Origin of the sequence: Cohnella sp. (assembly GCF_041641335.1) — a bacterium.
GTDB lineage: Bacteria > Bacillota > Bacilli > Paenibacillales > Paenibacillaceae > Cohnella.
This window is the reverse complement of record NZ_JBEPYQ010000057.1, coordinates 15,092-36,821: the sequence shown is the minus strand read 5'-3', so window position 1 is coordinate 36,821 and position 21,730 is coordinate 15,092. Positions and strand designations below refer to the sequence as shown.

At 57.5% G+C, this 21,730-nt stretch carries 19 protein-coding genes; 12 read left to right on the top strand and 7 right to left on the bottom strand.

Annotated features, from left to right (window positions below; all coding sequences use genetic code 11):
- The first annotated feature begins 9 nt into the window (after positions 1-9).
- A complete protein-coding gene (gene infC, locus ACESLM_RS18485; protein ID WP_372633054.1) occupies positions 10-501 on the top strand; it encodes a translation initiation factor IF-3 in 492 nt (163 codons plus the stop codon).
- Positions 502-553: 52 nt separating this feature from the next.
- Here infC and ACESLM_RS18480 read toward each other — a convergent pair whose 3' ends face one another.
- On the bottom strand, positions 554-1,462 hold the full coding sequence (locus ACESLM_RS18480; protein ID WP_372633053.1) for a pseudouridine-5'-phosphate glycosidase: 909 nt from the start codon (positions 1,460-1,462) through the stop codon (positions 554-556).
- 12 nt (positions 1,463-1,474) lie between these two features.
- Positions 1,475-2,569, bottom strand: coding sequence for a carbohydrate kinase (locus ACESLM_RS18475; protein ID WP_372633044.1), 1,095 nt, complete (start codon positions 2,567-2,569; stop codon positions 1,475-1,477).
- A gap of 123 nt (positions 2,570-2,692) precedes the next feature.
- On the opposite strand from ACESLM_RS18475, the gene ACESLM_RS18470 reads away from it, so the two are divergent.
- Entirely contained in the window at positions 2,693-3,805 is a 1,113-nt protein-coding gene (locus tag ACESLM_RS18470; protein WP_372633043.1) for an acyl-CoA dehydrogenase family protein, read from the top strand.
- A 201-nt stretch (positions 3,806-4,006) separates the two neighbouring features.
- Here ACESLM_RS18470 and ACESLM_RS18465 read toward each other — a convergent pair whose 3' ends face one another.
- The gene (locus tag ACESLM_RS18465; protein WP_372633042.1) at positions 4,007-6,046 is read right to left on the bottom strand and encodes a molybdopterin-containing oxidoreductase family protein; all 2,040 of its coding nucleotides are present in this window, start codon (positions 6,044-6,046) and stop codon (positions 4,007-4,009) included.
- 152 nt (positions 6,047-6,198) lie between these two features.
- On the opposite strand from ACESLM_RS18465, the gene ACESLM_RS18460 reads away from it, so the two are divergent.
- From ACESLM_RS18460 to ACESLM_RS18450, 3 genes are all read left to right on the top strand, one after another.
- Positions 6,199-6,984, top strand: a complete 786-nt coding sequence (locus ACESLM_RS18460; protein ID WP_372633041.1) for an SDR family oxidoreductase — start codon at positions 6,199-6,201, stop codon at positions 6,982-6,984.
- Positions 6,985-7,198: 214 nt separating this feature from the next.
- A complete protein-coding gene (locus tag ACESLM_RS18455; protein WP_094043234.1) occupies positions 7,199-7,399 on the top strand; it encodes a cold-shock protein in 201 nt (66 codons plus the stop codon).
- Between the two features lie 194 nt (positions 7,400-7,593).
- Positions 7,594-8,853, top strand: coding sequence for an NAD(P)/FAD-dependent oxidoreductase (locus tag ACESLM_RS18450; RefSeq protein ID WP_372633040.1), 1,260 nt, complete (start codon positions 7,594-7,596; stop codon positions 8,851-8,853).
- A 130-nt stretch (positions 8,854-8,983) separates the two neighbouring features.
- Here ACESLM_RS18450 and ACESLM_RS18445 read toward each other — a convergent pair whose 3' ends face one another.
- Positions 8,984-10,216 (bottom strand): S-layer homology domain-containing protein, encoded by a 1,233-nt coding sequence (locus ACESLM_RS18445; RefSeq protein ID WP_372633039.1) that lies wholly within the window; start codon positions 10,214-10,216, stop codon positions 8,984-8,986.
- Between the two features lie 329 nt (positions 10,217-10,545).
- Positions 10,546-11,337 (bottom strand): IucA/IucC family C-terminal-domain containing protein, encoded by a 792-nt coding sequence (locus ACESLM_RS18440; RefSeq protein ID WP_372633038.1) that lies wholly within the window; start codon positions 11,335-11,337, stop codon positions 10,546-10,548.
- A gap of 130 nt (positions 11,338-11,467) precedes the next feature.
- On the opposite strand from ACESLM_RS18440, the gene lplT reads away from it, so the two are divergent.
- Positions 11,468-12,679, top strand: a complete 1,212-nt coding sequence (lplT, locus tag ACESLM_RS18435) for a lysophospholipid transporter LplT (RefSeq protein WP_372633037.1) — start codon at positions 11,468-11,470, stop codon at positions 12,677-12,679.
- Here lplT and ACESLM_RS18430 read toward each other — a convergent pair.
- A complete protein-coding gene (locus ACESLM_RS18430) occupies positions 12,660-12,956 on the bottom strand; it encodes a hypothetical protein (RefSeq protein ID WP_372633036.1) in 297 nt (98 codons plus the stop codon). The genes lplT and ACESLM_RS18430 overlap by 20 nt on opposite strands.
- A 144-nt stretch (positions 12,957-13,100) precedes the next feature.
- Here ACESLM_RS18430 and ACESLM_RS18425 point away from each other — a divergent pair, with 144 nt between their 5' ends.
- A complete protein-coding gene (locus ACESLM_RS18425) occupies positions 13,101-14,951 on the top strand; it encodes an LTA synthase family protein (protein ID WP_372633035.1) in 1,851 nt (616 codons plus the stop codon).
- Positions 14,952-14,989: 38 nt separating this feature from the next.
- Positions 14,990-15,652, top strand: a complete 663-nt coding sequence (locus ACESLM_RS18420; RefSeq protein WP_372633034.1) for a phosphatase PAP2 family protein — start codon at positions 14,990-14,992, stop codon at positions 15,650-15,652.
- Between the two features lie 72 nt (positions 15,653-15,724).
- Here ACESLM_RS18420 and ACESLM_RS18415 read toward each other — a convergent pair whose 3' ends face one another.
- A complete protein-coding gene (locus ACESLM_RS18415; protein ID WP_372633033.1) occupies positions 15,725-16,348 on the bottom strand; it encodes a TetR/AcrR family transcriptional regulator in 624 nt (207 codons plus the stop codon).
- 219 nt (positions 16,349-16,567) lie between these two features.
- On the opposite strand from ACESLM_RS18415, the gene ACESLM_RS18410 reads away from it, so the two are divergent.
- The 4 genes from ACESLM_RS18410 (at position 16,568) to ACESLM_RS18395 (ending at position 21,671) form a co-directional block, all read left to right on the top strand.
- The gene (locus ACESLM_RS18410) at positions 16,568-18,070 is read left to right on the top strand and encodes a DHA2 family efflux MFS transporter permease subunit (RefSeq protein WP_372633032.1); all 1,503 of its coding nucleotides are present in this window, start codon (positions 16,568-16,570) and stop codon (positions 18,068-18,070) included.
- 509 nt (positions 18,071-18,579) lie between these two features.
- The gene (locus tag ACESLM_RS18405) at positions 18,580-19,524 is read left to right on the top strand and encodes a DoxX family membrane protein (RefSeq protein WP_372633031.1); all 945 of its coding nucleotides are present in this window, start codon (positions 18,580-18,582) and stop codon (positions 19,522-19,524) included.
- Positions 19,525-19,760: 236 nt separating this feature from the next.
- On the top strand, positions 19,761-20,741 hold the full coding sequence (locus tag ACESLM_RS18400; RefSeq protein ID WP_372633030.1) for an ABC transporter permease: 981 nt from the start codon (positions 19,761-19,763) through the stop codon (positions 20,739-20,741).
- 36 nt (positions 20,742-20,777) lie between these two features.
- On the top strand, positions 20,778-21,671 hold the full coding sequence (locus ACESLM_RS18395; protein WP_372633052.1) for a carbohydrate ABC transporter permease: 894 nt from the start codon (positions 20,778-20,780) through the stop codon (positions 21,669-21,671).
- Positions 21,672-21,730 lie beyond the last annotated feature (59 nt).

The window sequence follows — 21,730 nt, the reverse complement described above, 5'->3', positions numbered from 1 at the left end:
ATGAAAGCCATGCTGATCATGAACGAGAAAATAAAAGCTTCCGAGGTGAGGCTGACGGGAGTGGACGGAGAGGAACTGGGCATTGTCTCCAGAGACGAAGCTCTGGCTCTGGCGCGCGAGCTGAAGGCGGATCTGGTGTGCACTTCGCTGCTGAGCAGCCCGCCGCCGTGCAAGCTGACGCCGCGGGGAACGGCCAAGCAGACGGCCGCCAAGGAGAAGCAGCAGGAGCGCAAAGCCGCGCAGCCCCCGAAGGTGAAGGAGATTCGCCTGACGCCCCACATCGAGGATCACGACTACGAGACGAAGCGCCGTCAGGCGGAGAAGCTGCTCGCCTCCGGCGACGCGGTGCAGTTCGTCGTGAAAATTCAAGGCAAGGAAGGGCAGAAGGCGAAGGAACTGCTGGAGCAATTGCTGAAGGATCTCGCGGAGGTCGGGCGCAAAGCGACCGGCATCCAGCTCAGCGGCAAACAAGCGGCCGTCCAGGTCACCCCCGTTCGATAGGGGCTGCCCGGCGGCCGCTTGGCATGCGGTGCGGATAGAGGAGAGCGGCAGCTTAGGCTTTCAAAGCAACGGCGATCTGCGCCGCGACTTTGGCGTTATGGTAGACGAGCGCGATGTTCGTCTCCAGGCTGCGTCCTTCGGTCAGCTCCTTGATGCGAGCGAGCAGGAACGGAGTGACCTTCTTGCCGGTAATGTTCTGTTCCTTGGCTTCGCTCAGCGCCTGTTGAATGACGCCTTCGATCTCGGCCTGCGGTAGGGCGGATTCGGCCGGCACCGGGTTGGCAACGATGGCGCCGCCGTTCAGGCCGAGCTGCCATTTCTTCTTCAGCACGTCGGCGATCTGCGCCGGCTCGTCGAGGCGGAAGTCGACGCCGTAGCCGCTCTCCCGGGCATAGAAGGACGGGAATTCGTCGGTCTTGTAGCCGATGACGGGCACGCCGTGCGTCTCCAAGTATTCGAGCGTGCGGCCGATGTCGAGAATCGACTTGGCCCCTGCGCATACGACGGCGACGTTCGTCTGCGCCAGCTCGGTCAAGTCGGCGGAGACGTCCATCGTCGTCTCGCCTTCGCGGTGTACGCCGCCGATGCCGCCGGTCGCGAACACCTCGATGCCGGCCAGCGCTGCGCCGATCATCGTTGCCGATACCGTCGTCGCGCCGATTTTGCCGGAGGACAGCAGGTAAGGGAAGTCGCGGCGGCTGACTTTCTCGACGGGATTGGAGGTCGCGAAGGCTTCCAGTTCCTGCTCGTTCAGGCCGATCTTAACGCGGCCTTCCATAATGCCGATCGTCGCGGGAACGGCTCCTTGCTCGCGGATGATCCGCTCGACGGTGCGGGCCATTTCGATGTTTTGCGGATAAGGCATGCCGTGGGAGATGATCGTCGTCTCGAGAGCGACGATCGGCTTGCCGGCGGAGAGCGCCTCGCGAACTTCGTCCGTATAGGTCAGGTACTGGCTGATTGCGTTGTTCATTTAGAATCTCTCCTCTAGAGTTTGTTGGAGCGTAGGCTCGCTAAGCTGCGCCGAGACGGACTCGGCGGTCTGCAAGGTCAGGTGAGAGGCGGCCAGTCCGAGCCGGCAAGCCTCGCGATAAGATCGGTCGTGCAGTACGCCATAAGCGACTCCGGCGACGAAGGCGTCTCCGGCTCCCGTCACTTCGACGACTTCCGTCGGAATCGGGGGAATAAGAGCCCGATCGCCGTCCGCCGACGAGTGGAAGACGCCTTGCTCTCCGGAGGTAATGAAGACGTGGGCGACTCCGCGTTCGTGAATGGCCCGCGCCAGTTCCGCGTATTCGGGTGCGTCCGACGGGATCGCTCCGGCAAGCTCGACCGCTTCCTCCAGATTGGGGAAGATCGCGGTTACCCCGGTCAAGTCGGCGGGCAGCTTCTTCGCCTTGCCGGAGGAGACCGGATCGATCAGCAGCGGCAGCGAGCCGTCACGGCAACGGCCGATTAGCTCGGCCAGCGTCTCGGCCGGCAAGTTCGCGTCGGCAACGACGAGCTTCGACGCGGCGATGTGCGGCCAGCGCTCCTGCACAATTTGCGGGGAGAAGCGGTCGTAAATGTCCATGTCGGCATAAGCGACGAACATCTCTCCGTCCGGATCGAGCAGGGCGGTGTACGTGCCCGTCTTCTCGCCGGGCAGCACTTGGGAGAGCGAGGTGTTCACGCCGGAAGCGGCCGTTTCCTTCAGCACCCATTGTCCGGACTGGTCGTCTCCGACAACGGTGAGCAGGGAGACGGTGCAGCTCAGACGGGCCAGATTCTCGGCGATATTGCGGGCGACGCCTCCGCAGGCCGTCGCAACGCTGGCCGGGTTGGAGGAGCCTGCCCGGATGCGCTGCTTGGCGGTAGCCTTGCTGTCGAGGTTGGCCCCGCCGATGCACAGCACGGTGTTCTCCTCCGCGGTGATGTAGGCCCGGCCGCGGATGACGCCCCGCTTGGTCAGCGCGGCGATGTAGCCCGCGACCGCCGATCTGGAAATGCCGATGCTGGCGGCGATGTCGTTCTGTGATATAAAAGGATTGTGGCGGATCAGGTCCATAATTTGCCGCTCGCGGTCCATTGTCCGATCCTCCTTCGTTCATATTGAAACTGAAGCAAGTTCATCATACACCCGATCTAAACATTTGTCTATATAATAAACTTTTGTCCTGAGGGGACAAAGGGGAGAAAAGAGGAACCCGTTGTGACGAGATCGGCAACAGGAACAGGAACGAAAACGCCAACAGGGAGAATCCCCGAAGCTCTTGCACAAGCAGCGAAAAGGTATGCGGGCTTGTCCGAAGGGACAACGCTGCCTGCGGACGTGCTGGCAGGCATCTATGACGCCAAGCTGTTTAAACAGTTCGTGCCGGAGGAGCTGAATGGCTTGATGCTGTCGCTGCCCGAGGCGTTGCGCGTGTTCGCAGAGGCGTCCGAGATCGACGGAAGCTTCGGCTGGCTCGTGACGATCGGGTCGGGCGGCGGATTTTTCTCTGCGGCGCTGCCGCCCGAGCAGGCGCGGGAGCTGTTCGGTCCGGCGAACGCGGTCGTAGCCGGCAGCGGACACCCGAACGGAGTCGCCGTTCCGGTCGAGGGAGGCTACCGGGTCAGCGGGCAGTGGAAATATTGCAGCGGCTCGACGTTCGCCAGCCTGTATACGGCGAACTGCCGCATTGATAGAGGAGACGGAGCGGAACCGGAAATTCGTTCGTTCGCGTTTCTGCCCGAGCAGATTCGCGTCATCCGCGATTGGAACTCGTTCGGCCTGAAAGGCACGGACAGTCATTCGATGGCGGTGGACGACGCGTTCGTGCCCGCGCAGCGCACATTCAGTATTATGAGCCCGCCCAACTATGACGATCCCATTTTCCGCTATCCGTTTCTGCCGTTCGCGCAGACGTCGTTCGCCGCCGTATGTCTGGGCATTTGCCGCCATTTTCTCGCGGAGGCCCGTTCGTTCGTCGCTTCCAAACGCGCCGAGTGGGATTCGGCCAAACCGGGACGGGCTGAAGAAACGGAGCGTGCCATCTCCGAGCAGGAAGCGAAGCTGAAGACGGACGCAGCCCATTTCTACGAGACTGTGGAGCGGACATGGGACGCTTTCGTCGCGGCCGGGGAAATGTCGGAGGTCGATCAAGCCGAGGTCGGACAGGTTTGCCAGGCGCTGTCCAGAAGCGTATTAGCGCATGCGCATACGATTTTCCCGTTGCTCGGCATGGCCGTGCTGATGGAGGATCATCCGATCAACCGGATCTGGCGCGATCTTCATACGGTGACGCAGCACGCGGTTCTGGCGGCGCAACCCGAGCCGGCCTGACCGGCAAGAACACCGAACGCCAGAAGAAGCCAATCGGTTCATCGTAAGGAAGGACGCAAAACCGGCAGGGAACGCTAATCTCGGGAGGGATTCCGGCCGGACAAGCTGCACGAGCTATCGTCGGAAATCCCGCTCGAAGACGTTCCTGCCGCTCTGGCCGCTATGCTCGCCGGCAAATCCAGGGGACGAGTCGTCGTGAAGCTATAGCTTCACGACTTCGACCCGCGTGGAGAAGAACGTCGCCCCGCCGCCCATGTCGGCCAGCCGCTGCGAGGTCAACGAATTGACGGCCTGAACGCCGTCGTTGCCGTGCTCCCACCACAGGCCTTGCGTGACGAGCACGCCCGGCAGCACGTTGTCCGCTACTTTCGCTGTCAGACGAACTTCGCCGCGTCCGTTCCACATCCGCACCGAATCTCCGTGCGCGATGCCCCGGGCGGCGGCGTCTTCGGCGTTCATGTCGACGACGGGCCCCTTCTCCAGCTTCTTCAGCCGCTCCTGATTGCCGAACGTGGAGTTGATGAAGCTGTGGTTCGGCCCGGTGACGAGCAGCAGCGGATATTCCTCCGGCTCCCGCAGCGGCGAATATTCCGGTACGGGCGGCAATCCCGCGCGCAGCATCCGCTCGGAGTAGAACTCGATTTTCCCTGAAGGGGTCGGAATCCGCTGCGGAACGAGCGAAGGCCGATCCAGCTTCATTCTTACGTAACCTTCCCGCTGCAGCTCCTCGTAGGTCAGACCGTCAAGGAACGGGCTCCTGTAATCCAGAGCCTCGCGAATCATCTGCTCCTCGGTCACGCCGAATACTTCGGGCTCGAATCCCATGCGCAGGCCAAGCTCCTTGAACAGCGTGAAGTTGGACTTGCATTCGCCCATCGGCTCCAGAATCGGCTCGTGAAGCTGCAAGTACAGATGCCAATAGGAAGCGAACAAGTCGAGGTTTTCAAAATGGCTTGTCGCGGGCAGTACGATATCGGCGTACTTGCACGTGTCGGTCAGGAACAGATCGTGCGTCACGGTGAACAGATCGTCCCGCATCAGCCCTTGGCGCACCCGATTCTGATCGGGCGCGACGACCGCGGGATTGCTGTTGTAGACGAACAGCACGTCGACGGACGGCTCCGACGCGAGCAGCGCTTCGCCGAGCCGGTTCATGCTGATGGAACGGACGTTGCGGTCGGGCAGCAGGTCCGGCCGTTCCAGCTTAACGGCGTTAACCGAGGAATAATGGCTGTTGCCCTTGATCGCTCCGCCGCCGGGAATGCCCCATTGGCCGATCAGGGCGGGCAGGCACGCGATCGTGCGGATCGCCATGCCGCCGTTGTCGTGGTGCTGAAGGCCGTTGCCGATGCGAATGAACGACGGCGTCGTCCCCGCGTATTCGCGGGCCAGCCTGACGATCGTATCCGCCGGAACGCCGGTAATTTCCGCGACCCGCTCCGGCGGGTACTTCTCCGCTTGGACGGCAAGCTCCTCGAATCCCTTCGTATATTCGGCGATAAATCGCTCATCCGTCAGCTTTTCTTTGATCAGCACATGCATCATGCCGAGCGCCAGCGCCGTGTCGGTCCCCGGGAGAATGCCCACGAACTCGTCGGCCCAGGCCGAGGTGCGGTTGCGGTGCACGTCGATGTGGACGATTTTCGCTCCGCGCCTGCGGGCTTCGGTCAGGTACATCACTTGATGCATGTTGGTCGATACGAGATTGCAGCCCCAGATCAGGGCATACCTCGTATGAACCGTCGTCTCGGGATCGGTGCCCGCGGAAGCGCCCATCGTATAGCCGTAGCCCGCCGATCCGGCCGCGTTGCAGATCGTCCTCTCCAGCTGGCTGGCGCCGATCCGGTGGAAGAAGCGCCGATCCATCCCTTCGGCGTTCAGAATGCCCATATTTCCATAGAAGCTGTAGGGAAGAATCGATTCCGCTCCTTTGGCGGCAATGGCGTTCTTCAGTCTGGAGACGATCTCGTCGTCGTAGGCTTCGTCCCAGGTGATGCGTTCGAATTCCAGCGTTCCCTTGGGACCGGTTCTGCGCAGCGGGTGCAGCACGCGGTCGGGGTGGTACACGCGCTCGCGCAGGTGCCGGACTTTGTTGCAGATCGCGCCCTGCGTGACCGGGTGGTCGGGATTGCCGTCTATGGATACAATGGCGTTGTTCTCCAGGGTGACGTGCAAGCTGCACGTGTCGGGACAATCGAAAGGACAAACCGAGCGAACGACTTTGCTCTCTGTTACGGTCATGATTCTGCTCAACTCCGTTTCTATTGCCAGTATAGCTCAAACAAACGTTTGGCGGGAATGGGGCGGCGGACGCGAACCTCTTGTTTTTCGTTGGGAAAAGCGGGGTAATTCAGGTTGGGGCTGGCAACAATACGAGCAAAGGAGGTGTGAAAATGGCGGAGCTCGAGGGGAAGGTCGCAATCGTAACCGGAGGGGGCTCTGGCATCGGCAAGGGGGCGGCGTTGAAAATGGCGGCCCACGGGGCCAAAGTCGGCGTCGTCGACCGGGATTCGGAGCGGGCGAAACGAGTGCGCGAAGAAATCGAACGGGCTGGAGGAGAGGCGTTGGATTTGGAAGCGGACGTCGCGTCGGCGGATTCCGTCCGCTCCGCGATTGAACGAGCGGCCTCGCGCTGGGGGCGATTGGATATTGTTTTCGCGAATGCGGGCATTAACGGAACGTGGACGCCGATCGAGCATTTGACCGAAGAGGATTGGGACCGGACGATGGACATCAATCTGAAGGGGACGTTCTTGACGCTGAAGCATGCCATTCCGCATCTGAAACGGCAAGGAGGCAGCGTGATTATCACCAGCTCGGTCAACGGCAACCGGATCTTCTCCAATATCGGGGCGAGCGCCTACAGTACGAGCAAGGCGGGACAGGTCGCGCTGATGCAGATGGCCGCGCTGGAGCTGGCGGAGCATCGCATCCGGGTCAATGCAATCTGTCCGGGAGCTATCCGCACGAATATCGGGGAGAATACGAACAAGACGCCCGAAGCCGAGGCGGCGCAAATCCCGGTGGAGTATCCGGAAGGCTCGAATCCGTTGGCGCATCGCCCGGGCACGCCGGAGCAGGTGGCCGAGCTGGTGCTGTTTCTGGCCTCTCCGCGCTCATCGCTGATCACGGGAACGAAAGCGTACATCGACGGGGCCGAATCGTTGCTCATCGGATGAATGAACGCATGAAGGTTGGACATACTAAGCTTTGACAGAAGAATAAGTTGCTTTTTGCATGGGAACCTGTTATAGTAAGGACTATCGAAATCGTGACCTGAATTCACAAAATGGAAAGGGTTATCATTTTGAAGTTAACCCTGCCGTTCTGTGGATTTTTTATTCGTATGAATAAAAAAGTTCATGAGGCAATTGTAATTTGGAGGTGAAATACATGCAAGAGGGTACAGTTAAATGGTTCAACGCTGACAAAGGCTTCGGATTCATCGAAGTTGAAGGCGGAAACGACGTATTCGTGCACTTCAGCGCGATCACGGGCGAAGGCTTCAAGACTTTGGACGAAGGCCAACGCGTTCAATTCAACGTGGTTCAAGGCAACCGCGGACCGCAAGCGGAAAACGTAGTTAAGCTGTAAGGCTTAATGCGCCGCAAGAGAGATTCTCGACGATTTTCGTCGAGGGTCTCTCTTTTTTTTTGCGCCCGAAGGCCGCCCAGCCGCCCATGACCGACTTAGTGACCGCGGTAACTGGTCATATGACAGAGACCGGGGATACGATGGGGGGAGATCATTTCCGCCCGCGATGGGGCGGAAGGACAGGGGAGATGACGATGAGTTTCGATGCGATCGTGGTAGGCGCCCGCGTGGCGGGGGCTTCTCTCGCGTATTATTTGGCCAAGGCAGGATACCAGGTTCTGCTGCTGGATCGGGCGACCTTTCCGAGCGACACGTTGTCCACGCACAATATGTTCAGCAACTCGCTTGGAATACTGCAGGAGATGGGAGTGCTGGAGGCCGTGCTGGAGACGGACACTCCCCTCTATCGCAGAGGGCGGATTCAATTCGACGGAGCGGTCATCGACGGACTGTTCCCCGAGACGAACGGGATTCAAGGCTGTCTATGCGTGCGGCGGAAGTATTTGGACCGGATTTTGTTCGAGCATGCGAAGCAACAACCGGGAGTAACGGCCGTTGAAGGCTTCAAGGTAACGTCGCTGATTCGGGTTGACGGGGCCATCGCGGGCGTGGAAGGCAGGCGCAGGGACGGTCAGGGTGAGACGGAAAGATTCGAGGCCAAGCTTGTCGTAGGGGCGGACGGAAGATTGTCCAGAGTCAGGGAATGGGTCGGAAGCGAGCGCAAAATTTCCCTTCCGACGGATTTCGCTTCTTACGTGGCCTACTTGTCGGACTTCCGGCAAGAAGGGGAGACGCATGTGGAGTTCCACAAAAACGGGGATAAGCTGGCTATCGTTTTCCCGACGAGCGATGGCCAGTTCGTCGTCGGAGGGATGTTCCCGCTTAACGACATTGCCCGCTTAGACCGCTTCAAGGCGAATCCGGAAGCGGGCTTCCGCGAGCTGATCGACGAGGGCTTCGGGCATACGACGCTTGCCGAGCGCTTCCGCAACGCCCGGTTCGTCGAGCCGATCCGCGGCTTGCACGGCTATGACAACGATTGGTACGTCGGCATGGGAGAAGGCTGGGCGCTGCTAGGAGACGCGCTTACCTTCAAGGACCCTTGCGTCGGCCAGGGGATGCACGACGCGCTGTTCGGCGCGCGGCTGCTGGCGGACATTTTGTCGCGGCGTCCTTCGGACGAGTGGCAGGGGAACTGGGCTTCGATGGGAGAGGCGTATCAGTCGGCCATGGAGGAGAAGCTGATGTCCCGCTTCTGGCTCGGCTGCCAGTTCACGAAGAACGTGCCGGTCTCCGAAGAAATGACGGCGGCTTACAATCTGGTCGGCTCGGACCAGGGCGCGACCGGGACGTTCCTCGGCATGTATAACTACGCGAGCGAGCCGGAGGATTTGCAGGCCGAGATCGGACGGTTGCTTGCAAGCGTGCAGGGGGGAGCTCCGACTCAGGTTTGAAGGGAATAGAGGCGCCAAGTTCTTAGTCGACGGAGAAGGGCATGCCTTTCGCCGCCCGCGACGGAAGACGGTATGCCCGGAATTGAAGAAAGCCAAGCCGTCCCTGTCCGGGGCGACTTGGCTTTCTTGATTACGCACTTTTCTTCGTGATGGAGAAGATGACCGTTTTGCCGGTCAGATCGACCAGTACGTCGACTTTATCATCTCCGATTTCGAGCTGTTGAGAAGCGACCTTGGCGCCGGATTCGACTTTGACGCATATGTCGTTGAATCGCTCGCGGAACGTCGCCGAGTTGTAGCCGAACAAATAGTTGGAGAACGACTCGACCGCCTCCTGATTGCGCGCCAGCGTCCCTTCGCGCAGTCGGATCGTTATGCCGTAGGTATTGTATTGGGGATCGAGCCACAGCGCCGTCTCCTCGAGCGTCTTGCCCGAATTCGAGGCGGACAGGACGGCGTCCTTCTCCTTCTGGTCCTTGAACAGTCTCAGCTTCGTATCCAGCAGATCGTGGTTGGAGCCCCGCAGCGCCCCCGCTTGTTTGAGAACTTCGTAAGCGTCGTGCATTCTCCGGTCGGGGAATACGACGATCCGCGTGCCTCCGCCGACGGTCGGAACGGCGAGCTGGAGATCGTTCTTCTCTCCCGAAGTGACGGAGATGCGGTTTGTCTTCTCCGTTAAGCGATTCAGAAGAACGAGGGATTGCGCCCGCGTAACTTTGTCTCCGACGCCGAAATAGCCGTTCGGGTACCCCTGCATGATGCCTTTGACCAGCGCTTCCGCGATGAACTTCTGCTCCCGCTCCGAGGCGCTCATCAAGTCTCCGTAAGCCTGCGCCAACTGACGGCTGAACTGCGAATCCTCCAGAAACTCCGTCTCCTGAAGCGTATAGTAGATCACTTCCGCGACGTTCTCGCGCGTCATATCGTTCTGAAAGTCGCTGTAGCGGCTTCTGTTCAGGAAGTGCAGATCGCTGGCGACGTCGATGTAGGGCTTGGCCCAATACCCGGTAGTCGCCGGCTTGAAGTCGAAATAGCGGTAATCCTGCTTCAGAATCGTCTGGTTCTCCGCGCTCAGACTTTGCAGGAACGAGGAATTCCAGCTTCGCTCTCCGTTCTGGTGCAGGTCGGTATAGGACAATACGAGCATCTTGATGAATTGATCGACTTTCACGGGCGCGTCGGGCCGGAACGTTCCGTCCGGATAGCCGTCCAGTATGCCCTTGGACACCATGTCCACGATCGTTTGCTCGGCCCAATGTCCCCGAATGTCGGTAAAAGGGGTTTTGCCTGTTCCTTGCGCATAGGCCGAACTTCCCGTGCTTATAAGCGCGATAAGGATAGCGAAAAATGTAAAACGACGCATGAAAATCCTCCCGTTTCTGATTTGCCTGTAAGGCACCCTAATAAGCTAACCATAATCGGGATCGGGTTGGGAACCGCCGAGGAGACTAATGTGGGAAAGGGCGGTTGCGGTCTTAAGTTGCGTTTTTACGTAGGTCTTGAGGTGCGCAATCCCGGCCGGAGCGATCGATGCGGATAAAGCCGAGATGGCGTATGAGCTAATAGAACCAGTAAGGGGGCGTTCGAACCGCGTCTGCGGACCTAGTCGATCATGGGCGATGCGGAGGCAAACAAAAGGAGCCTTCCGTCATTCGGAGGGCTCCAACGCTTGTTATGACAAATCCGTCGCGTTTACGCGGATTGCTCTTTGATTCGGGCTTCGATCAGCAGCTTCATTTCCGCCCTGTCCTTTTCCTTGAGAATCGGGCAAGTGTAACATTTCGTTCCGTTTTCTCGTTTATAGTACATACAGCAAGCCGAGCGGATCATCATTTGGCCGCCGGGCTCGTACGGACTGTCGATATAGACCGGGGTATGGACGTACGGATTTTTGCGGCGATTAAACGTCTCTCCCGGCATGCCGGCGAGCAGGAGATAGTCGTCCTCCATCGTTCGTCTCAGCGCTCCTTCCGGTACGATCCCCCGGAGGTACTCCATGACGTAAGCGATCCGCGCTCCATACTGATTCCAGACGATCGCGGGTTTTAATCCCGCCGCTTGCGCCGCCGCCTCGATCAGCGGATTCATCGTTTCCCCGAAGTAGCGGGTCCATTCGCCGCGAATGGCTTCTTCCCGTCCTTCGGAAGGAAGGTCCGTCCATTTCAATTCGTTGTACTTGAACACCACGTGCGCATGATCGTCGTGCGCTTCGAGCTGAACGGTCAAGTTATCGAGCGAGAGGTCGAGAATTTTGCCGTATTGGGACATGACGATCTGCTTGGTGGCCGCAAGGCCGAAGAAGGCGATGCCGATGAACGACACGGCCACCTCCAGGCCGACGCCCTTGATTAGGGCGGAGCCCACCTCCAGCGCCTGCCGCATCCGCTTCTCGTCCAGCAATTCCGCGGCCGGAACGGATAGCAGCGGGTGCTCGCAGCCGCTCGCGGAAATATGGAAGTGTTCCTCGAACAGCGAAAGATCCATTCTCATCCCATCCCTGTCGCGTATCTGATTATGATTCTCATTTCAATTCATGATAGCTTCCGTTTCTTGTTGTTGTCAATCGAGGGGGAAGGAGTATAATAAGGGGGCTGATACGAAAGGGTGGAAAATTTTGTTTGCTTCTTTCAGAAAAATAAAACCGCTTAACGCGGTCGTATGGACTCAATTTCTAAGCGCGTTCGCGGACAATTTGAATTTCTTCCTTATCGTAGGCCTCGTGAAGCGGGAAGGCGCCTCGGACCCGGACGGCATGGTCACTTACATACAAATGGCGTTTCTCGTCGCTTACGTCGTGCTCGCGCCCCTCGTCGGAGCGTTCGCCGACAAGAAGGCGAAGTCTCACGTGCTGCTCCTCGGCAACGCGATGAAGGCGACCGGCATTACGTTGCTGCTCCTCGGGGTGCCTCCGGCGCTCTGTTACTTCTTCGTGGGCGTGGGAGCCGTCGTGTACTCGCCGGGCAAATACGGAATATTGTCGGAGCTGACGAAGTCGGAGGGAGAGCTGCTGAAGGCCAACGCCCAGGTCGAAGGCTCGACGATTCTCGCGATTCTGCTCGGCACGGTCGCGGGAGGTTTCCTGGCCGCCCGCTCCGATCTGCCGGCTATTCTCGTTTGTCTGTTCATTTATTTGCTGTCGCTGGCCATGACGTTTCTCGTGCCGGTCAAACCCGGCAATCCCGACATTCGCTACCGGACGGCTTCCGGACAGTTTTTCCGCGACGCGGCGAAGCTGTTCCGCAACCGCCGGAGCCGCTTCTCGCTGATCGGCACGGGAGCGTTCTGGCTGACGGCGTCCGTGCTGCGGATCGCTCTGATCGCCTGGCTGCCGCTTAACCTCGGCATCGCGGACACCGACCAGCAATCGATGATCATCGGCGTGACGGCGCTCGGAGTCGTGGCCAGCGCCTGGCTGACGCCGAGGTTGGTGCCCGAAGGAAGGCTGTACCGCGGATTCTTCTACGGCATCGCGATGGTCGGCACGGTTATGGCCGCGAACTTCACGAACGAGCTGTGGCTGACGGTGTCGCTTCTGTTCGTGACCGGCGTCATGGGCGGCATTTTCCTCATCCCGCTGAACACGATGCTGCAGGAGGAGGGCAAAGCCCTCGTCGGCCCCGGAAGAACGATCGCGGTTCAGAACTTCGTGGAGAACGCGCTGACGGTCGTGGGCCTGTTCCTGTACTTGACGCTCAGGAAGATGGAAGTGCCCGTCAACTATTCGGTCGTCGGCATCGGTGCGGTATTGACGCTGTTCTTCATCTACCTGGCGTTCCAATTCGGCAAGATCAGGGAAAGCTACGCCCTTATTCGCGCAAAGAGATGACGTGCACAAGCTGGGCGTCCGCCGTGATCTTGATGATCGCGTGGCCGGAGTCGTATTCCGCCGTACCGAGCCCGACTTCCGCCGAAGGCTCCGACCCGAGCAGATAGAACAGATCGTCGGCGAGCGTGCGGACGCACACTTCGCGCTCGTCCTTGCTCAGGTCTTGCCAATCGGTTTCTTCCATTTCGAACGCTTCGTAAAACTGCGGTACCGTCGTTAGAGCCCGGGACAAGTCGTCCAAAATATGATCATAGGATCTGGTGTAGGAAATGGCCATGGGGAGTACCCCTTTCGAAGTTTATGCTTGCATTATACGCGAAGCGAATTTCTTTAGCCAACCTTTAGGTAATCTTCCTGCATGTAAGGCTTTAACGCTCAGTTAACATTTTGTATAATAAGTAGGGTTCGGGGGTGAATGGAAATGGAAGCTTCAAAATGGAGAGAGTGGCTGTCCAAGCCATTCGTATTTTTCTCTCTCATAATGGTGCTCAAAATCCTTCTGGCTCGGCTCGTCGTATTCGACGGGGCTTCGATCTGGCTTCAACTGGCGACAGGCATTCCTTCCATTTGGATCCTGTTCTGCCTGATCGAGTGGTTCGCGCCGAAACGGAAGCTGGGCGTCTACTTGACGGTGGACATTCTTGTTACGTCGATCTACTTCGCCGTCATTATGTACTACAAATATTTCGGCGTTATCGTGACCTATCATGCGCTTAAACAAGTGAACCAGGTAACGGAAGTGAAGGGGAGCGTCTTCTCCCTGCTGCATCCTTATTTTCTGTTCATCTATACCGATATTGTCGTGCTACTGCTGCTGTACGTCAGCCGCAGATTCAGAAGCTGGGCCAAGTCGCTTGCCAAGAGGGAGTCCGGAGCGCTGGTCTCTGCGGTGTTCGCCGTCTCGCTCGTAGGCAGCGTCGCAACGGTATGGACTCACAGCGACAGCATCAACGAGTTGAAGCAAGCCGAAAACATGGGGATTCTGAACTACGAAGCTTATGCGGTCATCGCCAGCGCCACCCAGGAGATCGAGGATCCGAGCAAGGTGACCGAAGAGGCGATCGCCGCCCTGAAAGGCATCGAGGAGCCCGCCGTCCCCCTCTACTGGGGTGCGGCGGAAGGGAAGAATGTGATCGTGCTCCAGCTCGAAGCGACCCAGACCTTCCTCATCGACCGCCAAGTCGACGGCAAGGAAGTGACGCCTGTCTTGAACGGGCTGGCTAAGGAGAACTTTTACTTCCCGCGCTTCTACCAGCAGGTCGGTCAAGGAAATACGTCGGATGCGGAATTCGTCGTCAACACCTCCTTCTATATTCCCCAGCATGGGGCGGCGGCGCAGGAATACGGCGGCTTGGATCTGCCGAGCATGCCAAAAAAATTCGCGGAGCGCGGCTACCAGACGGCAACGTTCCATACGAACGACGTCCAATTCTGGAACCGTAAGGAGCTGTACAAAGGCCTCGGATTCGACCGTTATTACGACGCCGGATTTTTCGGAGACGACGATATGGTGTTCTTCGGTCCGTCGGATGAAATTCTGTACGAGAAGACCGCCGACGAGCTGCTGAAAATGAGCCAATCCGGCCAACCGTTTTACGCGCAAGTCATCTCGATGTCTTCTCACCATCCGTTCAACATGCCGGAACGCAAAGTCCGCTTCGAGCTGCCCGACCGCTATCGGGACACGCTCGTCGGCGACTATATCCAGGCTCAGAACTATACGGATTATGCTGTCGGCCAGTTCATCGAGAAGCTGAAGGAGATCGGCCTGTGGGACGATACGTTACTGATCGTGTACGGGGACCATCTGGGATTGCCGATCTACTCGCTTACCGATCACGAGAAAAAGCTGATGAAAGAACTATACGGACACGATTACGGTTTCTCCGAAATGCTGAACATCCCGCTTATTATTGCCGCCCCGGGAGTGACGCAACCGCAAGTGTTTCCTCAAACGGGAGGACAGGTGGACGTCTTCCCGACGCTGGCGAATCTTCTCGGGATTTCGCTGAAAGGGCATATCCACTTCGGACAGGATTTGCTCAACCATACCGACAACGTGCTGCCGCAAAGATATTATTTGCCTTCCGGCTCCTTCGTGAACGGCAGAGGAATTTTTGTTCCGGGACTGGGCTACGAAGACGGGGTCAGCTATCCGTTCGACGGGGAACAGCCGTCGGAGACCGACTCGACGGAAGACGAATATAATCGAGCGTTGGAGCTTTTGCGGCTGTCGAACAGCTACGTGAGCCACTTGCCTGAGCATGAATAGACGGTTGACGCAATAAATATAGATCAGGGGGTAAGTGCGTGAACCTTATAAAAAGAATCGATTGGAAAAAGTACTCTCCGCTGCTGCTGATGCTGATGTTTCCCGTGTTGGGATGGATGTACGCTTTAACGAACAACATCGAAAACCAAGAGGTGTACAGCTTGGCGACCGCGGTGGACGAGACGATCCCGTTCGTCAAATGGTTCGCTCTGCCGTATTCGGTCTGGATTTTCTACATCTACGTCTGCTTGTTCTACTTCTTCAAGAAAGACGTCAACGTGTACTACCGCAATCTGATGACTTACGCGCTCTGCGCGCTGCTCTGCTATTTGATCTACTCGGTATTCCAGACGACGGTCGCGCGTCCACCGGTCATCGGGGACGATCCGTTCTCGCTGTTGATGAAGTACATTTACAATCGGGATCAGCCCTACAACTGCTTCCCGAGCATTCACTGCTTCTCCAGCTACATGGTAATGAGGGCGATCTGGACGAGTTCGTTCCGCAACAAATGGAACGTAACGCTCATTACCGGGATGTCCAGTCTTATCATTATGTCCACCTTGTTCGTGAAACAACACGTCATCATGGACGTGCTGGGCGCGGTGTTCCTCGTCGAAGTCGTGACGGCCGCGATCATCGTGGTCGAACGGAGAGCGAAGCTGGCGCGCGAGCGCCAGAAGAGCACCTTCGGGGCATAAAAATGAAAAAGGCCGAACCCGGGCATAGAATCAGCCTTGCCGGAGTTCGGCCTTTCGCGCGGGTACGGCGTGCTAAGCCTGGCGGCGTACGGACGACGCTCTCGCCGTCAGTACGAACATCCGGCGATAATGTTCCTTAATTTGCTCGCGGGTATAGCCTCGCTCCTTCTTGATCTGAAAGTAGCCTACCGGGGACATCGAGCAAATGATCGCATGGGCCGCGAAGTCGGGATCGAAATCGGTCGCCGGATCTTCCGCCGCGATTTCGGACAGCAGCCCCGCGATTTTGTCCCGGGAGAAACGGTACATCGGAGAATGAAAGAAGTTGCCCCGGTCGTCGTCGCAGTTCATCTTCGCTTCGGTCTCGAGAAGCAGCTCGGCTTTGTCTTCAATCGCGTCGATCCAGTAATCCAGAACGCCCGACAGCCGCTCCCAGGCCGGCGCGCCGCTGCTGCTTGTCAAATATCGATCGATCTCTTTGATCAGCCTGTCGCCGTATTCGTGCAGCATATCCAGGCAGAGATCGCCTTTGTGGGCGTATTTACGGTAGAGCGTCGCTTGTCCGATCCCGGCCGTCTTGGCGATCTGGTGCATGCTGACTGGCTGTACGCCATATTCGCTGAACAGTTCGTGAGCGGTCTGGAGAATAAGCTGACGATTCTCGACCGCGTCTCTGCGTTCCCGTCTGACGGACACGATGCGCCACCTCGCAATCGATAGAAGTTCGCTTTCCACATGTTGACAACCGGACATTTGTCCGGTAACATCGAAGTAAAGCGGACAATTGTCCGCTCAGAACGCAGGTTTTCGTTGCAGCGTCCGGATAACTCTATTGTACCGTCGCGTTCCCCGGCGGTCAATGGAAGAGAGAGAACGCGCAAAGGAAGCCTCTCCCATTCGGATAGGAGGTTTTATATGTCATCCCCAAATGCGCAGGCATCGGAGGATAACGCGATCTCGATGCGCGGCATTCTCGGACCGCTGGTCGCCATCATCATCGGCATTTTCATGGTTATTTTGGACGGAACGGCCGTTAACGTCGCGCTGCCCAAGCTTCAAGAAGAGTTTAATTTGCCTAATCTCACGCTCGTGCAGTGGACGGTTATCGGTTACGCGCTCGCACAGGCGGCCGTCATTCCTCTGGCGGGCTGGTTGTCGGACCGCTTCGGCGCGAAGCGGGTGTTCCTGATCTCGATCGGACTGTTCACGATCGGCTCGCTGCTATGCGCGCTGGCGACGAGCGTCGAGCTGTTGATCGCGTTCCGGATCGTGCAGGGAATCGGCGGCGGCGTAGTCGTACCGATCTCGATGGCGTTCATCTACCGTCTCGCTCCTCCGAACAAGGTCGGAACGGTCATGGGCATGATGGGGGTCCCGATCCTGCTGGCTCCCGCGCTCGGTCCCGTGTTGGCGGGCTGGTTCGTCGAATACTACAGCTGGGATTGGATCTTCCTGATCAATCTTCCGATCGGCGTGATCGGAATTATGCTCGGCATCCGCACGCTCCCGAATATCGGCCGCCAAGCGGTCGCTTCGCTCGACCGGCTCGGCATGATTCTCGGTCCGCTCGCGTTCGCCGCGCTCGTCTACGGCGTATCCGAAGGCGGCATCGACCCGATGACCGGAAAGTCGACTTGGACCGAGCTTCCGACTGTCATCGGAGTCAGTATCGGAGTTATCGCCCTCGTTCTGTTCATCATCGTCGAGCTGCGCAAGCAGAATCCGCTGCTCGAGCTTCGCGTCTTCCGTTCGGGCAACTTCACCAAAGGGATCATCGTGCAATGGGTGTCGCAGATCGCGCTGTTCGGAACGCTGTTCCTCGTGCCGCTGTTCCTGCAGCAGGCCAAGGGATATTCGCCGATGGAAGCCGGCCTGATGATGCTTCCGCAGGCGCTTGCTTCCGGGCTGTTCATGCCGATCGGCGGCAAGCTGTCCGACCGCTTCGGAGCGCGCCCGCTCGTTATCGTCGGGATGGCCATTACGACGGTCGCGGCCTTGCTGCTGTCCAACATCTCGGCGGATGACGGCAAGCTGGCGATCATGCTTCCGCTCGGATTGCTCGGAGCCGGGATGGGGCTGTTCATGATGCCGCTTAATACGCACCTGATTCAATCGGCTCCGCTGAACCTGGTCGGCCGGGTAACGTCTCTGACAAACGCGGCGCAGCAGGTCATGATGTCGTTTGCGGTCGCCGTGCTGACGACGATTTCGACGACGAGAATGCAGGATCTGATGACGAAGCAGCAGAAGCCGGCGCCGGATCTGCCGATCTTCGCCGAGGCTTTCGGGCATACGTTCTTCATTCTGATCTTCATTGCCGTGGCGGGGGCCGCTCTGGGCTTGCTGCTGCGCAAGCCGCAGAGACAGGAAGGCGAGTCCGCGCCGGGCGCCGAAGCTCCGATGATCGTAGGACACTGATTTAAATTGGACGGGGCCGTTCGCCAAGCCAGCGCTTGGGGAACGGCCCCTTTGTGTATTGAAGCGCAACCGCGCGATTCTTCCTGAATTCACTATCACGAAAACAACGATAGCCCTGCCTCTCTATCATTCTTGCGGCTCCGTGGCCGCGCCAGTGAGAATTCGTGTTTCCTTCCAGCAGCCGATCGTTAGATGAAAATAAGGAATGTGTGTGGGGAAACGGAGGAATATTACCCGTACGAAGAAAAATCAGAGGGTTACATCTTCACATAAATATAAATTATACTCGATATCTGTGAGGGTGTCAATATTAATCGAGAGGGCGAATCCGAAGAATAACCGGACGATTATGTGGTAGAACGACAAAATTCACCCCGGAGTTAGGCTAGCCCCCCTCCCCCTTATTTAGTATAATTTTTAGAGAAGACGGTTACATCATGCTAAAATCTGTTCGACAGCATGCTGCTGCAGCTTAAACAATGAACTAACGACAGGAGAATGGATCATCGATGATCGCTTACGCGCATGTTAAATGGTTTACCGACGTCACCCCGGTCAAGGAAACGTTGGACAATGTGCTGTCTCCCGTGTTCGCGGGCACGGCGCTGGCGGTCGCTCTGCTGCTCGCCGCGCTGACGCAGCTGCTGCCCTCGATTATGAAAATAAGCGCGCTCGGCAAGCTGGACGAAGGGGTCGAGAAGCTGAGGCCGTGGTCGTTCCTGATTTTGCAGTATGGCACGGCGGCCGCGTTGCTGTGGGCGCTTCTGGAGGGCGGGCTGTTCGCTCCCGAATTCGCTTCCCCGGAAGGGTCGCTGGAGCTGACCATCTGGGCGACGATCGTTCTGCTGCTCATCCCGCATCATCTCCCCGTCAAGCTCGCTTCCGTCGCGTTGTTCGGACTGTACGTCTATTACGTCGGCGAGTACGGCCTGTTTCACATGCTGGACTACGGCTTCTACCTCGCGATTGCCGCCGCGCTGGGATTTTACCGCACGCCGCTGCAGAAGTGGTCTTTTCCGCTGCTGTACCTGGGAACGGGCTTGTCCCTGTGCTGGGTGGCCGTCGAGAAATGGATTTACCCGGCGATGAGCCTGGACATTATCGAGCACCACAACGTGCCTACCTTCGGCTTCGATCCGGCGGTGTTCGTCGTGCTCGCCGCATTTATCGAATTCGTCGTCGGCTACTTGCTCGTCGTTGGCATTTTGAATCGGCTGCTGTCGATCGTGCTCACGCTGATCTTCATTATGACGACGATGCTGTTCGGCTACGTCGAGATCGTCGGCCATTTTATGATCCATATCGTGCTCGTGTTGTTTATTATCGAAGGGGTGAGCTTCTACAAGCCTCCCGTGGAGATGCATAAGACGAAGCTTGAGCGGATCGTGTTCGTGGCTTTGAATTTCCTGCTTGTGCTGGCGACTTTCCTGCTGTTGTACTACAGGTTTGCATGAAGTTACGAGTGCGGAATAGCGGATAATACAGGAAGAGGTCGATCGGATTTTCCGATCGGCCTCTTTTTTTATCAAAATCGTGGCTAAGTGTAAACAATCGGGGTTTTGTTATATCGTTTTAACTTTTACCCGACGGTAGAATGTAAACGTAGCTGGCGACCGGAAGGAACTTGAATGAAACAGGTTCGAAAGAGGTTGGAAGCAAGAGACAAACTGATCGAACTAGGAGGATATGCATGACGCAAGCCATGACGAAACAGCCTTACTCGGCAACGCCGCCGGACCCGGGCTTAGTCGGAAAGAAGAGCTGGTTATCCCGGCTCCTCAAGCAGTTGGACGTCCAGTTGATGGTTTGGCCCGGACTGCTGCTCATTTTCGTGTTTTCCTACATCCCGATGTACGGCGTGTTAACCGCGTTCATGGATTACAACGTTTTCACGGGAGCAAGAATTTTCGACAATCCGTGGGTCGGATTCAAGCATTTCGAAGCTTTCTTTAATGCTCCCGATTTCGATACGCTTCTGCGCAATACGCTGATCATCAGCGTGCTGAAATTCGCGATCGGATTCCCGGCGCCCATCATACTGGCGCTGCTGCTGAACGAAGTGCGCCATATGGCGTTCAAGCGCGTCGTTCAGACGATTACGTACTTGCCTCACTTCATGTCGTGGGTTATCGTCGGCGGCTTGGTCATGTCGTTGCTTTCTACGGAAAATGGAAGCATTAATATTTTGCTCCAGAAGCTGAGGCTGATCAACGAACCGATCCACTTCCTCTCGATGCACGAGTATTTCTGGAGCATCCTGATTACGACAAACGTGTGGAAGGAAATCGGCTTCAACTCCATCGTGTACCTCGCGGCGATCGCGGCGATCGACCCGCATCTATACGAGGCCGCGGACATCGACGGAGCCAGCAAATTCAAGCAGATCTACTTGATTACGATCCCGACGATCATGCCGGTCATCATCATCTTCATGATTCTCGCCATGGGCAGCTTCCTGAACGCCGGTTTCGAAGATATCCTGATTCTCGCTCAGGATCCGGGGCTCAGGCCCGTATCGGACGTAATAGATACCTATGTATATAGGGTCGGCTTACAGAATCAGAAATACTCGTATGCGGTCGCGGTCGGTTTGTTCAAGGCTCTGGTCAGCATCGGTCTCCTGACGACGGCTAACTACTTGGCTCGCAGATCGGGCAACAGTCTGTGGTAAGAGACAGAACATACGAGGAGGAGAACGAAGTTGAGAATGAAACGGCTCGGGTATAGCGATCGCTTAATGATCATCTGCATCTATACCTTTCTCACGATATTATCGCTGACTTGCATCTACCCGTTCTGGAACGGTCTGGTCGTTTCCTTCAACGAAGGATTGGATACGGCCAAGGGCGGAGTTACGATCTGGCCGAGAGTCTTCACGACGGCCAACTACGAAGTCGTGTTCAGCGACAAGAACCTGCTTAACGCGTTCTTCATCTCCATCAGCCGTACGATCGTGGGCACGGTGACCGCCGTATTCGCGACCGCGATGCTCGCTTACGGCCTGACGAAGCCGTACCTGATGGGGCGCAAGTTCTACATGCTGTTCTTCATTTTCACGATGTATTTCGGAGGCGGACTTGTTCCAAGCTTCCTGCTCGTCAAATCGCTCGGGTTAATGAACAACTTCCTGGTCTTCATCATTCCGTTCATGATCAGCGTGTGGAACATGATCATCTTCCGCACCTTCTTCAAGAGCTTGCCGGCCGGGTTGGAGGAATCGGCACAGATCGACGGCTGCGGCAACTGGGGAACGTTCTTCAAGATCGTGCTCCCGCTCTCTGGACCGATCATCGCGACGCTGGGCTTGTTCACGGCGGTCGCCCACTGGAACGACTGGTTCACGCCGACGATCTACATTTTCAAAGAAGAGCTAATGCCGGTTCAGACCGTGCTCAGGCGGCTTCTGAACGCCAACCTCGTCTCCGATCAAATGGCCGGGTTCGACGGCAAGACGGCCGAGCTGATGGCGAAGAAGGCGCTGACCTCGAAGGCGCTGATCAACGCGACGATCATGGTCGTTACGCTGCCGATCATCATGGTCTACCCATTCGTCCAGAAGTATTTCGTAAAAGGCGTAATGGTAGGTTCCTTGAAAGAGTAGTCCGAAGAACGGTTTCGGAGCGTCCTTGGCGCTTTGAACATAAATGATTTCCAAATGAG